This window comes from Pseudomonas sp. GL_135, from assembly GCF_057834665.1.
Window position 1 is genome coordinate 2,018,284 of sequence record NZ_CM174408.1, and the last position, 13,557, is coordinate 2,031,840.

Sequence of the window (13,557 nt, forward strand, 5' to 3'; positions counted from 1 at the left end):
TGGTTTTTAGCCGACTGAGGCGTGGGTGGGCAACGCGGCTCAGGTCGGCAGGCGTATTCGTGTGACGCACATTATGCCTACGTCATGTGTTTGTCGCGAGGCGTGCGCTGGGGCTAATGACCCTGGCCACGCAGGGACGTGCGACGGTCGTCGGACACGCGCTATGGCGAAAGGCTTACACGTCGTCGGGCAATGTCGCCCTGTACAGCGAAGCGCCACAAGCGCAACCTTGGATCCATCAACCGAGGCGCTGGATGTGCTTCGCAGGTCATGGATGATCCACCATTTGCCGGGACGGCTACTGACAGGATGTTGGAATGGTGTTGATAGAAAAGAACCCGCTCAGGCGGGTTTTTTATTGGCCGCAGGAAAGTGCGCTGGCCGCTTGGCACGACTTCTGTGGTTAACTCCTGCGCATCATTTTTTCTGTGGCAGGTTTTGCAATGACTCCCCATCACGGCGCGCACCGGCAAGTCATCGGCATGTGGTTGATGGCGGGCGTGGCGCTGATGTTCGCCAGTCATGATGCGATTTCCAAGACGCTGATCTATTCCCTGCCGGTGATCTTCGTCGCGTGGGCCCGCTACCTCGTCCACTCGACACTGGTGACCACCGCGCTGCTGCGCAATGGCGGCGCGAAAGTCTTCCATACCCGGCGGCCTTGGCTGCATTTGCTGCGCGCGGTGGTCCTGCTCGCCGACAGCCTCTCGTTCCTGTTCGGCCTGACCCACGTGCCGATTGCCGAGTCTACGGCGCTGGTTTTCCTTGCCCCGGCATTCGTCACGATCCTGTCGCCTCTGATGTTCGGCATCAAGGCCGATCGCTGGCAGTGGCTGTCGGTGGTGCTGGGCTTCATCGGCGTGCTGGTGATCATCAACCCGGCCAGCGATGCCTTCTCACTGTGGATGCTGTTTCCCCTGGCGACCGCGCTGTTCTTCGCGCTGTATCAACTGCTGACGCAACTGGCGGGGGAGACCGACAGCCCCTCGGTGTGCAGCTTTTACGTGGGCGTGTTCTGCACGCTGATTCTCAGCGCCATCGTGCCGTTCTACTGGGCCGATCCCGATTGGCTGCAGTTGGGCTTGTTGCTGGTGCTGGGCGGTCTGGGTTTGTGCGCGCACTTTCTGATGGCCAAGTCTTATCGCTACGCGTCCTCGTCCGTGCTTGCGCCATTGGGCTATCTGCAGATCATCTTCGCGGTCGCTTACGGAATCCTGCTGTTCGGCAACTACCCGGGGACAGCGTCGATGTTCGGCATCGGGCTTATCTTCCTCAGCGGCCTGATGGTTTACGCCAGACGCCAACCCGTGGCGCCTGTCAGCCAAACGTGAGCAGGGATATCTGGGCTTCAGGCGTTTTCATTGCCGGGACGGGTGAAGGAAAAGCGGTGGATATCGACCCGCAACTGCCAGCCCTGATTCGCCCAATAGGTTGCTGCGGCCGGGTTGGTCTTGAGTACGTCGATATGGCATTTGTGAATGCCTTCCGCCTCCAGACTGACCAGACAGCGCTCGACCAGCGCCTGCCCGATTCCCTGCCGCCGATACTCAGGCAGCACCAGCAAATGCTGCAGATACCCGCGCCGGCCATCATGGCCCGACATCACACAGCCGCAGATAAGTGAACCGTCCTCCGCCACAAAACTCAGTCCGGGGTTGCGCAGCAGATACCGCTCGGTGGACTCGCGGGAGTCCGCGTCACGCAAGGAAATACCCGGCGTGTCGCGCATGAGTTGGGTGATGGCGTCGTAATCGTCCAGGGTCATGGGGCGGATGGTGGGCATGGTGGGCGCCTATGTGGAGAGAGGGCAGGGAGCGTAGCAGCGCGATTGGTGGGGTGTCATGTCAGCCGCTAGGTGACGCGGAGCGTCACAGGATGCATTCCCACGCGGAGCATGGGAACGATCGGACATCTTGTGACGCTCATGCCGTCCTCTTCCCGGCTGAAGCCGGTCCCACTAAAAGCACGCGGTGTTTAGTAGGACCGGCTTCAGCCGGGAAGCTTTTGCCTTTGATCTTCCTACGCAAAAAGCTCAAACACCACAAAACGCGACTTGGGTGCAGGCCGAACGCAGACGACGCGGAGTGAGGGTATTCCGACGAAGGAGGAACCCAACCAGGAGCAAGCACCCTTGGTTACTTGGGGTGCTTTTCCAAGTAACTCGCCGAAGGCGAAACGATCTGCCGTTAGGCAGATGCTCTTGATTCTGACGTCTGCGACCCCTCATCTGAACCGTATTTATAAGCCATACCTGAATCTGTACTGAAACAGATGCAAACCCCAAAATCACCTCACTCCCGGCAGACCGATCAAGCCCGACCGGTCCCCATCATCCGGCTCGAATCCTCAGTACTACTCACTTGCGTAGGAGAATCCCATGGCCAAGCTCGCCATCTTCCTGTTCGGCTTTCTCGCCCTGACCCTCATGATCGGTGCGCTCGCCACAATCTCCCCGACCTGATCCCGGCCTGACACCCACCGCGCTCCCCGCAACCTGACGGCAGACACAAGTTCTGCCGTTTCCGCGTTGCCCTGAAAAACTTTAAGCCCAAAACCCCCAAACGCCATTCATCCGCCAACCCCAATCCCCACCCTTGACGCCTATTTGTAACGGGACAATACTCAGCGCAGATTCATATAGATGACTACATAACTACAACAGCGAAGCGCTTACATGAACCGACTCTCCAGCGATGTCCGCCTGCCGCTCTACCAACGCCTGCGCGACCAGCTCGCCGAACAGATCGCCAACAACCGCTGGCGGCCGGGCGAAGCCATTCCCACCGAAGCGGCCCTGTCCAGCGAGTACTGCCTGTCCACCGGCACCGTGCGCAAAGCCATTGACATGCTGGTCAACGAAAACATCCTCGAACGCCAACAGGGCCGCGGCACCTTCATTCGCCGGCCGCAGTTCCAGTCCTCGCTGTTCCGCTTCTTCCGCTTTCAAAGCGTCTCCGGCGAACGCCAAGTACCGGAAAGTCGCATCCTCTCCATTGAAGCCGTCACCGCGCCCTCGGCCGTTTCACACGCCCTTGGTCTGCCGTTGGACGCGCCAGTGATTCGCCTGATCCGCCTGCGTCTGCTCGACGCTCAGCCTGTCCTCGCCGAAGAAATCTGGCTGCCCCAGGTGCAGTTTCAGACCCTGCTGGAAATCGACCTCAGCCGCCTGGGCCCGCTGCTCTACCCGATCTACGAAGAGCAATGCGGCCAGGTCGTGGCCTACGCCGAAGAAACCCTGACCGCCGAAGCCATCAACGAGACCCACGCTCGGCTGCTGCAAGTGCCGGTCAATAGCCCGGTGGTGGTGATCGAGCGCCTTGCGCGCAATTACGCCGGCGAGCCGCTGGAATGGCGCCGCTCGCGGGGTCATGCCAGCCACTTCCGCTACAGCGTCGACATCCGCTGAACCCCGCCTGAGAAGCCCGAATTCTGCACCCAAGCCCGTCACTCAGAACGGGCTCTATACCACCTGTCGCGTCACTTCATAAGGACAAAAACATGTTCAACTGGTATCGCCAAGTCACTCCTCGGGAGCGCAAAACCTTCTGGGCCTGCTTCGGCGGGTGGTCGCTGGACGCCCTCGAAGTTCAGATGTTTGGTCTCGCGATTCCGGCGCTGATCGCCGCGTTCGCCTTGACCAAAGGCGACGCCGGCCTGATCAGTGGCGTGACGCTGATCACCTCGGCCCTGGGCGGCTGGGTGGGCGGTACGCTGTCGGACCGCTACGGCCGAGTGCGCACGCTGCAATGGATGATCCTCTGGTTCTCGTTCTTCACCTTCCTGTCGGCGTTCGTCACCGGCTTCAGCTCGCTGCTGATCGTCAAGGCGCTGCAGGGTTTCGGCATCGGTGGCGAGTGGGCGGCAGGCGCGGTGCTGATGGCCGAAACCATCAACCCGAAATACCGTGGCAAGGTCATGGGCACCGTGCAGAGCGCGTGGGCGGTGGGCTGGGGCCTGGCGGTCGGCGTGTTTACCTTGATCTATTCCTTCGTGCCCCAGGACATGGCCTGGCGGGTGATGTTTCTGGTCGGGCTGCTGCCGTCGCTGCTGATCATCTGGGTGCGCCGCAACGTCGAGGAGCCGGACAGCTTCCAGCGCCTGCAAAAAGCCAATGCCATCCCGCAGAGCTTTTTCAAATCACTGGCCGGCATCTTCCGCCCGGAACTGATCCGCGTGACGCTGCTCGGCGGCTTGCTCGGCCTGGGTGCCCACGGCGGCTACCACGCCGTGATGACTTGGCTGCCGACCTTCCTGAAAACCGAACGCAACCTGTCTGTGCTCAACTCCGGCGGCTACCTGGCGGTGATCATCGTCGCGTTCTGGTGTGGCTGCATCGCCAGCGGCTTTCTGATCGACCGCATCGGCCGCCGACTGAACATCGTGCTGTTCGCCCTGTGCTGCGTCATCACCGTGCAGTGCTACGTGTTCCTGCCGCTGACCAACACACAGATGCTGTTCCTCGGTTTCCCGCTGGGCTTCTTCGCCGCCGGCATTCCGGCCAGCCTCGGCGCGCTGTTCAACGAGCTGTATCCGGCCGACGTGCGCGGGGCAGGGGTGGGCTTCTGCTACAACTTCGGCCGCGTGCTGTCCTCGGTCTTCCCGTTTCTGGTGGGCCACATGAGTGAATCGATGTCGCTGGGTTCCGCCATTGGCATCGACGCCGGGATCGCCTATGGCGTCGCCGTGATTGCCGCATTGTGCCTGCCGGAAACCCGCGGTCGCAGCCTGGAAGCCAGCCCTACTGCCGGCGCCGTCGCAGACACACGCAGCGAAACCGCCCGCGCCTGATTTCCCCTTCCGCGCGGCGCCTGTTGCGTCGCGCACCTTTTGATAGATGAGATCCATGTCCGACCTCTTTTCCGTCTCCCCCGCGTCGATCCCTGGCATCGACGGTCACGCACACATCTTCAGCAGGGAGCTGGACCAGACCTCGGTACGACGCTATTCACCGGACTACGACGCCACGCTGGCGATGTACCAGGATCAACTTCATCGGCATGGCCTGACTCATGGCGTGCTGGTGCAACCGAGCTTCCTCGGGACCGATAACCGCTATTTGCTCGATGCCCTTGAGCAGGCGCCGGATCAGCTGCGGGGCGTGGTGGTGGTTGAGCGCGACATCAGCCGGGCGGCCCTTGAGGAGATGGATCGGCTGGGCGTCGTCGGCGTGCGTTTGAACCTTATGGGCAAGGCGCTGCCGGACTTTTCCGAGCCGCAGTGGCAGGTGTTTCTCGGCCACATCGCGGCGCTTGACTGGCACGTGGAAGTGCACCGCCAGGTCGCTGACATGCCGGCACTGCTGGCCGGTCTGATGCCGTTCGGCGTGAAAATCGTGATCGACCACTTCGGTCGGCCTGACGCCCGGCTGGGCCTCGACCAGCCCGGCTTTCTCCAGATGTTGGAGCTGGGCCGGAGCGGACAGCTGTGGATGAAGGTTTCGGGCATTTACCGTCTGGAAGGCAGTGCTCGGGAAAACCTTGATTTCGCCCGTGAGGCGCTGTCGTTACTGGTGGAAACGTTCGGCCCGCAGCGGCTGGTCTGGGGCAGTGATTGGCCGCACACCCAGCATGAACACAGTGTCAGCTACGGCTCGGTGGTCGAGCAGCTGCAGGCGCTGGGCTGCAGCGGGCAACTGATGCGCTCCCTGCTGATCGAAGCACCCCAGGTGCTGTTTGATTTCCCGCCGACCGAGGCCTGATCCGGCTGAAGCCGCGCGTTTCTCTCCGTTGATCAAGGCCGGCTGATGTGCGGCCGGTCGGGATCGTCCCCCGGACTCTGAATGCTGATCCGTCTCGCCTTGGACCCCTGGGGTTCGACCCGCAGCAAGAAGACGATCAGCAAACCATTCTTGAAGGTCGCGCCCTGTACCTCAATGTGATCGGCCAGATGGAAGACCAGCCGGAACGGGCCATGGGCGATGCCCTGGTGCAGGTACGTCACGCCGCCATCGGTGTGGGCTTCACCCCCGCAAACGGTCAGCACGTTTCTTTCCAGGGTTAGCTCAAGGTCGGCGGCTGCAAGCCCGGCTGTGGCGATCACGATTCGGTAATGGTCAGTGCCGTATCGTTCGACATTGTGAGGGGGGCCGCTGGCGTTTATTTCGCTGTGCAAGGCAGATTCAAAAAAATCGTTGAAACGATCAAAGCCCACTGATTGCCGGAACAGCGGGGCCAGTGAAGCGGTGGTGGCCATGCCTGAATCTCCTGGAGATTGCCACGGTGATCAAGACGCCGGTCAACGCCGGCTCTGCGCTCGATGCTGCTTTTAGAGTTAGGCTCAAGCGCCAGAAAATACAAGCACCTCCGTTAAATACTCCGCTAACAGAACCCTTCTATCGTCGCCCAAACATTTGCCTATTAGACGGCTGGCCTGAGTCGTCTAGTCTTGTGCGAGTGCTAGCCTGGGCTGTCTTGTGGACGGCCACATAAGTAAACAAGAAGGTGAGTAGACCATGTCGACCGAATCGAAATGCCCGATCAACCACGCAGCCGGGGGCGGAACCACGAACCGTGACTGGTGGCCGAACCAGCTGAACCTCAAAATCCTGCACCAGCACTCGCCGTTGACTGATCCGATGGGCGAGGGCTTCGACTACGCCAAAGAATTCAAAAGCCTCGACTTTGCCGCCGTCAAACGCGACCTGCTGGAAGTGATGACTCAATCCCAGGAATGGTGGCCAGCCGATTTCGGTCACTACGGTCCGCTGTTCATTCGCATGGCCTGGCACAGCGCCGGGACCTACCGCACTGCTGACGGCCGTGGCGGCGCAGGGGCCGGGCAGCAGCGTTTTGCACCGCTCAACAGCTGGCCGGACAACGTCAACCTCGACAAGGCTCGGCGCCTGATCTGGCCGGTGAAGCAAAAGTACGGCAGCAAGATTTCCTGGGCTGACCTGATCGTTCTGACCGGCAACGTCGCGCTGGAATCCATGGGCTTTAAAACGTTTGGCTTCTCTGGTGGACGCGCCGATGTCTGGGAACCGGACGAGGCCGTGTACTGGGGCGCCGAAACCACCTGGCTCGGCGGTGAAGACCGCTACGGCGCGCACAAGGACATGCAACAGCCCGGCGAGGGCACGCTGGTTGCCGAACCCGAGCACCACAGCGAAGAACAGACTCGCACTGCCAATGGCGAGCGCAATCTCGAAAACCCGTTGGCCGCCGTGCAGATGGGGTTGATCTATGTAAACCCCGAAGGTCCGGAAGGCGTGCCTGACCCGGCGGCCTCGGCGCGGGACATTCGCGAGACGTTCGGCCGCATGGCCATGAACGATGAAGAAACCGTTGCCCTGATTGCCGGCGGCCACGCTTTCGGCAAGACCCACGGTGCCGGTCCCGCTGACAACGTCGGGCCTGAGCCGGAAGCGGCGGGCCTAGAGGCACAAGGGCTGGGCTGGCGCAGTACTTATGGCTCCGGCAAGGCCGGCGATGCCATCACCAGTGGTCTTGAAGTGACCTGGACGTCGACCCCGACCCAGTGGAGCAACGAGTACCTTGAAAACCTGTTTGGCTTCGAATGGGAGCTAACCAAGAGCCCGGCCGGCGCCCATCAGTGGAGGCCGAAGAATGGCGAGGGCGCGGGCAAAATCCCCCATGCCCACGACCCGGCCAAGCGCCAGGAACCGCGGATGCTGACGTCCGATCTGGCGCTGCGCGTGGACCCGGCCTACGAGCAGGTCTCCCGACGCTTCCTGGAAAACCCTGATCAATTGGCCGATGCCTTCGCCCGCGCCTGGTTCAAATTGACCCACCGGGACATGGGGCCACTGGCCCGTTACCTCGGCCCGGAAATGCCCGCTGAAGAACTGCTCTGGCAGGACCCGATCCCCGAGGTCAACCACCCGCTGGTGGACGACAACGACATTGCTGCGCTGAAAGACAAAATCGTTGCGTCCGGTCTGTCGGTTTCGCAACTGGTCTCCACTGCCTGGGCGGCGGCGTCCACCTTCCGTGGTTCCGACAAACGCGGCGGTGCCAATGGCGGCCGTCTGCGTCTGGCCCCGCAGAAAGACTGGGCGGTCAACCAGCCGGCCAATCTGGCTGGCGTGCTGCAAACCCTGGAGCGTGTCCGCGATGAATTCAACGGCGGCCAATCCGGCGGCAAGCAGATTTCGCTGGCTGATCTGATCGTTCTCGGCGGCAGCGCGGGTATCGAGCAGGCGGCGAAAAATGCCGGTCATCACGTCACTGTGCCGTTCACTCCAGGCCGTATGGATGCTTCTCAGGAGCAGACCGACGTCGAGTCGTTCGGCTTCCTTGAACCCATCGCTGATGGTTTCCGCAATTACCTCAAGGGCCATTACCGCGTCTCGGCAGAGAAGCTGCTGGTCGACAAGGCGCAGTTGCTGAACCTGACGGCACCGCAGATGACCGTTCTCATCGGCGGCTTGCGCGTTCTGGATATCAATGTCGGGCACAGCCAGCACGGCGTCCTGACCGAAAGGCCGGGCACGCTGAGCAATGACTTCTTCAAAAACCTGTTGGACATGGGCGTCGAATGGAAAGGGGTGTCGGGCGGCGACCAGCTGTTCGAAGCCCGCGACCGCAACACCGGCGCCGTCAAATGGACCGGCACCCGGGTTGATCTGGTGTTCAGCTCACACGCCCAATTGCGGGCCGTGGCGGAGGTCTACGCCAGTGCGGACGGGCAAGAGAAATTCGTCGCGGACTTCGTTTCGGCCTGGACCAAAGTGATGGAGCTGGACCGCTTTGATCTTGCCTGAGGCGCGTGCCTCTTAGCCCTCAAGCTGCAATAGACAACGCCTCCCTTGTGGAGGCGTTTTTGTTGTGCAGGGGCTAGCTGCCACCAACCCGGTCCCGAAAATCCAGAGACCTGGCGGAAATATCGAGGCAGCCCACGATCCCGTGGGAGCGAGCTTGCTCGCGAAGGCTGACTTTCAGCCGCCAGAGAAAGTGGCTGAATGCCCCGGCCTCTTCGTGAGCAAGCTCACTCCCACAGGTCCTCCGAACTGGCCGAAATATCGAGGCAGCCCACGATCCCGTGGGAGCGAGCTTGCTCGCGGAGGCTGACTTTCAGTCCCCGAGCACGCGGCTGGATGTCCCGGCCTCTTCGTGAGCAAGCTCACTCCCACAGGTCCTCCGAACTGGCCGAAACATCGAGGCAGCCCACGGTCCCGTGGGGGCGAGCTTGCTCGCGAAGGCTGACTTTCAGTCCCCGAGAAGTGACTGGATGTCCCAACCCCTTCGTGAGCAAGCTCACTCCCACAGGTCTTCCGAACTGGCCGAACTATCGAGGCAGCCCACGATCCCGTGGGAGCGAGCTTGCTCGCGAAGGCTGACTTTCAGTCCCCGAGAAGTGACTGAATGCCCCGGCCTCTTCGTGAGCAAGTTAACTCCCACACGTGCTGCGAGAGCTGAAAATCCCGAGCCTAGCCACCGGCCCCTGGGGGGTGAGCTTGCTCACGAAGGCTGCCTGATGGGCAATGAATCAGGCAGGTCATTGTTAGATGTTGGCAGCACATCAAACAATTCATTTCCAGACTCTCCGAACTCTACGCCAGAACCTGGCAACCAAGTCGCGTCCCACAGCGGATAATCTCCTACCCGACTCGCCAACCCTGCGCGCAGTGGATTGGCCACGATGTAGCGGGCGAAGTGAATGAGATCATCCTCATGGCGTGCAGCGGCATCGTGATATCCACACTGCCAAAGTCGACCCTGTTTGCCGGTGAGCCTGTTCACTGAAATGGCGGTCTTGGACTTGACCCGCTGAACAATGCCCGCAAGCGAGCCATGTTGAAGTTTATTAACCAGTGAAAGTGGTCGGGCATCACCACCCATGCCAGCGTTCTTGTGAGTCCGCACTTATCCATTTCTCGCATTTCCTTGACGAGCAGCCGGCCTACTCGCCAGTCCCTGAAGTCATTTCTCATACGGTCGAGCCGGGAGGTCACCAGATAGACCCTCCCTTTCTCTGAATACCGCCCTGTGCGCAAGCTATGGGAACGAGCTTTCGTGGCCATGCTGTTTACCTCGGCTTTGGGTGTACACACCACGCTAGCCTCTTCATAAACCACGGGGAGAGGGGTGTATTACGCGGTGTGTTCTGTTGGCCCGCGTGATAACCCGAACGTGGGAGCGAGCTTGCTCGCGAAGGCTGACTTTCAGTCCCCGAGAAAGTGGCTGAATGTCCCGGCCTCTTCGTGAGCAAGCTCACTCCCACAGGTCCTCCGAACTGGCCGAAATATCGAGGCAGCCCACGGTCCCGTGGGAGCAAGCTTGCTCGCGAAGGCTGACTTTCAGTCCCCGAGAAAGTGACTGAATACCCCGGCCTTTTCGTGAGCAAGCTCACTCCCACAGGTCCTCCGAACTGGCCGAAATATCGAGGCAGCCCACGATCCCGTGGGAGCGAGCTTGCTCGCGAAGGCTGACTTTCAGTCCCCGAGAAAGTGGCTGAATGCCCCGGCCTCTTCGTGAGCAAGCTCACTCCCACAAGTCCTCCGAACTGGCCGAACTATCGAGGCAGCCCACGGTCCCGTGGGAGCGAGCTTGCTCGCGAAGGCTGACTTTCAGTCCCCGAGAAAGTGACTGAATACCCCGGCCTTTTCGTGAGCAAGCTCACTCCCACAGGTCCTCCGAACTGGCCGAAATATCGAGGCAGGTCACGGTCCCGTGGGAGCGAGCTCGCTCGCGAAGGCTGACTTTCAGCCACTCGCGAACGCGGCTGAATGTTCCGGTCTTTTCGTGAGCAAGCTCACTCCCACAGGTATTCCGAACTGGCCGAACTATCGAGGCAGCCCACGATCCCGTGGGAGCAAGCTTGCTCGCGAAGGCTGACTTTCAGTCCCCGAGAAAGTGGCTGAATGCCCCGGCCTCTTCGTGAGCAAGCTCACTCCCACAGGCACTGAAGCAAAAGCAGTCATTTCTACTGGATGGGACGTCAGCGAATTTCGATATTGTCGCGCGGAACATCCGTAGGTTCGTTGGGCGCGGAAGATTTGTGCTCATCATCTACGTGTATCAGGACCCTGCACTGGCCTGGAGATTCGTCACCGCAAGAGAGCAAGTCGAGGGGCGCAACATCCCGCTAAGGGAATTTGTCAGGCAATACTTCAGCGCAAGGGACGCAGTAAACCGGATCAAAAGCGAGTTCGGTCATGCGGTCACCGTTGATGTGCTTCTCAAAAATGACAAGGGCGGCACTCGGTTGTATCAGGAAAATGTTCAGCGTGTTGACGACCACATCCCTGAAAACTACGATCCAGCGTCACTACTAAGGATGCTGAATGCACACAAGGGATTGAAATGAGTTCGTCTGACAAGCCTTTACCAAAACTGAAAAGGACCCTTTCCGACTTCGTCCGCAACGCCACCTTCGAGGAGAAGGAACGGGTTTATCTGGAGGTCATGGAGAAAGCCTGGGCGCGGCAGGAAAAGATCATCGAACAAGCCCGGAAAATGTAACGCCCCCCAATAACAAAGCCGCCCTTGAGGCGGCTTTGTCGTTTTTGCTTGCAGCTTGCAGCCCAAAGCCCCACCCCTTCACCCCAATGCCAGCACCCGTCGACACTCCAGCACCAGACTCGCGCCCCCGGACGGGCTGCTGCCGATGCGCAGTTTGAAGCCGTGCAGGTTGACGATCGCGGCGACGATGGACAATCCCAGGCCGAAGCCGCTTTGCTGATTACCGGTCTCGCTGCGATAGAAGCGCTTGAACACGGCGTCGCGTTCGGCGTCGGGGATGCCGGGGCCGGTGTCCTGGACTTCGATGAACGTGGTGTCACCTTCGGCGCGGGCGATGAGCAGCACTTGGCCGCCCGGTGGGGTGAATTTGATCGAGTTGCTGAGCAGGTTCGACAGCGCCTCGAACAGCAGCGCGCGGTCACCCACCAGCGGCGGCAGGTGCTCGGCGACTTTCAGCTGCAGGGAGACGCGGCCTTCTTCGGCCAGCGGCAGGTAGAAATCGTGCAGCTCCTGCAACAGCGGCTGCGGATCGAGCTGACCGAAAGCCGAACGCCGCTGGTGATCTTCCAGCTCTGAAATCCGCAGCAGCCCGCGAAAGCGCGCCATCAGCGTGTCGGCGTCGGCGATCACCTGGGCCATTTGCTCGCCCAGCGCCGAATCTTCCGGGGACTGCTGCTGAATCCGGTACAGCTGTGCGCGCAGCCGGGTCAGTGGGGTGCGCAGGTCGTGGGCGATGTTGTCGCAGACGCCCTTGACCTCGTTCATCAGGCGCTCGATGCGGTCCAGCATGGCGTTGACGATGTCGGCGAGCATGTCCAACTCATCGCGACGGTCCGACACCGGCAGGCGGCGGGCCAGGTCACCGGTCACGATGGCCTCTGCGCTGGCCTGAATCGCCCGGATGCGTCGCAGCGGGCGGCGCCCCAGCAAGTGCCAGCCGGCGATGCCCGGAATGATCGTCAGCGAAATGCCCCACAGCAGCGCGCGCAGAATCAGCGTGGTCACGGCGAACAGCGAACCGTTGTCGCGCACCAGAATCAGCCAGCGATCATCGAGCGTATGAATGGCCACGGCGTCGCAGCCCGAGCTGGGCAGGTCCGGGTCGTCGGAGTCGATGCAGGTGTCCAGCTCCTGGATCTCCCCGGTCAGCTTGAGGCCGTCGGGAACGCTCTGGATCGGGCCGCTGATGGGCTTCATGTCCTTGTCGAACAAGCCGTACGCGTCGACCGAGCGTATGTCGAATTTGTCGCTGGAGCGCAACGCGTCGTCCAGCTGCGCGCCTTCAAAGCGCGAGAACAGCTGCTGACGCTGCATCAGCGAGTGGCGTGCGAGGGTGTTGAGGTAGCTGGTGACTTCCCAGTACAGCACCCCCATGAGGATGCTGCTCCAGGCCACAAACAGAAAACTGTACAGCGCCAGCAGCCGGCTGCTGGAGGAGCGCCAGCCCTTAGACGGGTTCGGCAATGACATAACCTGAGCCTCGAACGGTACGTATCAGCGGCGTCAGGGTAGGGGGATCGATTTTCTTGCGCAAGCGACCGATGTGTACGTCGATCAGGTTGGTGCCGGGGTCGAAGTGGTAGCCCCAGACTTCTTCGAAAATCATCATGCGGGTGATGATCTGCCCGCAGTTGCGCATCAGGAATTCGAGCAGCTTGTACTCGGTGGGCAGCAGGTTCAGCGGTTGACCGGCGCGGGTGGCTTCACGGGTGATCAGATTGAGTTCAAGGTCGGCAACCTTGAGCATGGTCTCGGCCTGGGTCCCCGGGTTGCTGCGGCGCAGCAGGACTTCCACGCGCGCGGCCATTTCGTCGGAGGCGAAGGGTTTGGACAGATAGTCGTCCCCACCGGCGCGCAACCCGCGCACACGCTCATCGACGTCCGACAGCGCGCTGATCATCAGGATCGGCGTGGCGATGCCCAGGGCGCGCATGGTGGTGACAATCGCCAGGCCGTCGACTTCCGGCAGCATGCGATCAAGGGTGATCAGGTCGTAATCGCCGCTGACCGCGCGGACCAGGCCCTCGCGACCGTTGTCGACCCAGTCCACCTGGAGACCGTGGCTGCTCAGTTCGGCAACGATCTCCTTCGCGGTGACGGCGTCGTCTTCGATTGTCAGAATTCGCGTCATGTG

At 61.1% G+C, this 13,557-nt stretch carries 11 protein-coding genes and 1 pseudogene; 7 read left to right on the top strand and 5 right to left on the bottom strand.

The genetic code is table 11. From position 1 onward, the window contains the following. The first annotated feature begins 443 nt into the window (after positions 1 to 443). The gene (locus AC3ISG_RS09145; protein ID WP_489299057.1) at positions 444 to 1,331 is read left to right on the top strand and encodes a DMT family transporter; all 888 of its coding nucleotides are present in this window, start codon (positions 444 to 446) and stop codon (positions 1,329 to 1,331) included. A gap of 17 nt (positions 1,332 to 1,348) precedes the next feature. On the opposite strand, the gene AC3ISG_RS09150 is transcribed toward AC3ISG_RS09145, so the two are convergent. Continuing rightward, positions 1,349 to 1,783 carry a GNAT family N-acetyltransferase gene (locus AC3ISG_RS09150; RefSeq protein ID WP_423573933.1) on the bottom strand — a complete coding sequence of 145 codons (435 nt, stop codon included), beginning with the start codon at positions 1,781 to 1,783 and terminating at the stop codon, positions 1,349 to 1,351. Positions 1,784 to 2,674: 891 nt separating this feature from the next. Here AC3ISG_RS09150 and AC3ISG_RS09155 point away from each other — a divergent pair. Genes AC3ISG_RS09155 through AC3ISG_RS09165 form a run of 3 tightly spaced genes read left to right on the top strand, consistent with a single transcriptional unit; the run spans position 2,675 to position 5,698 of the window. Beyond that, positions 2,675 to 3,406, top strand: coding sequence for a GntR family transcriptional regulator (locus tag AC3ISG_RS09155; protein ID WP_489299058.1), 732 nt, complete (start codon positions 2,675 to 2,677; stop codon positions 3,404 to 3,406). Between the two features lie 56 nt (positions 3,407 to 3,462). Further along, the gene (locus tag AC3ISG_RS09160; protein WP_489299484.1) at positions 3,463 to 4,788 is read left to right on the top strand and encodes an MFS transporter; all 1,326 of its coding nucleotides are present in this window, start codon (positions 3,463 to 3,465) and stop codon (positions 4,786 to 4,788) included. A 55-nt stretch (positions 4,789 to 4,843) separates the two neighbouring features. Then, complete coding sequence (locus tag AC3ISG_RS09165) at positions 4,844 to 5,698, top strand: amidohydrolase family protein (protein WP_489299059.1); 855 nt, start codon at positions 4,844 to 4,846, stop codon at positions 5,696 to 5,698. A 32-nt stretch (positions 5,699 to 5,730) separates the two neighbouring features. On the opposite strand, the gene AC3ISG_RS09170 is transcribed toward AC3ISG_RS09165, so the two are convergent. Continuing rightward, on the bottom strand, positions 5,731 to 6,192 hold the full coding sequence (locus tag AC3ISG_RS09170) for an Hsp20 family protein (RefSeq protein ID WP_122534471.1): 462 nt from the start codon (positions 6,190 to 6,192) through the stop codon (positions 5,731 to 5,733). A 259-nt stretch (positions 6,193 to 6,451) separates the two neighbouring features. Between AC3ISG_RS09170 and katG the strand changes: the two genes are divergently transcribed. Beyond that, positions 6,452 to 8,722: a catalase/peroxidase HPI gene (katG, locus tag AC3ISG_RS09175; protein ID WP_489299060.1), complete on the top strand. Its 2,271-nt coding sequence runs from the start codon at positions 6,452 to 6,454 to the stop codon at positions 8,720 to 8,722. Between the two features lie 805 nt (positions 8,723 to 9,527). Here katG and AC3ISG_RS09180 read toward each other — a convergent pair. After that, positions 9,528 to 9,982, bottom strand: a pseudogene (locus AC3ISG_RS09180) (REP-associated tyrosine transposase); the annotation flags it as partial. Between the two features lie 881 nt (positions 9,983 to 10,863). Here AC3ISG_RS09180 and AC3ISG_RS09185 point away from each other — a divergent pair. Together AC3ISG_RS09185 and AC3ISG_RS09190 are read left to right on the top strand one after the other, a co-directional pair. Continuing rightward, positions 10,864 to 11,268: a zeta toxin family protein gene (locus AC3ISG_RS09185; protein ID WP_489299485.1), complete on the top strand. Its 405-nt coding sequence runs from the start codon at positions 10,864 to 10,866 to the stop codon at positions 11,266 to 11,268. Further along, on the top strand, positions 11,265 to 11,423 hold the full coding sequence (locus tag AC3ISG_RS09190) for a hypothetical protein (RefSeq protein WP_163022190.1): 159 nt from the start codon (positions 11,265 to 11,267) through the stop codon (positions 11,421 to 11,423). Before AC3ISG_RS09185 ends, AC3ISG_RS09190 begins: the two co-directional genes overlap by 4 nt. A 78-nt stretch (positions 11,424 to 11,501) precedes the next feature. Here the strand turns inward: AC3ISG_RS09190 and AC3ISG_RS09195 are convergent, their stop codons facing one another. Continuing rightward, complete coding sequence (locus AC3ISG_RS09195) at positions 11,502 to 12,893, bottom strand: sensor histidine kinase (RefSeq protein WP_122534473.1); 1,392 nt, start codon at positions 12,891 to 12,893, stop codon at positions 11,502 to 11,504. Next, positions 12,871 to 13,554, bottom strand: coding sequence for a response regulator transcription factor (locus AC3ISG_RS09200; RefSeq protein ID WP_122534474.1), 684 nt, complete (start codon positions 13,552 to 13,554; stop codon positions 12,871 to 12,873). Before AC3ISG_RS09200 ends, AC3ISG_RS09195 begins: the two co-directional genes overlap by 23 nt. Positions 13,555 to 13,557: the final 3 nt, after the last annotated feature.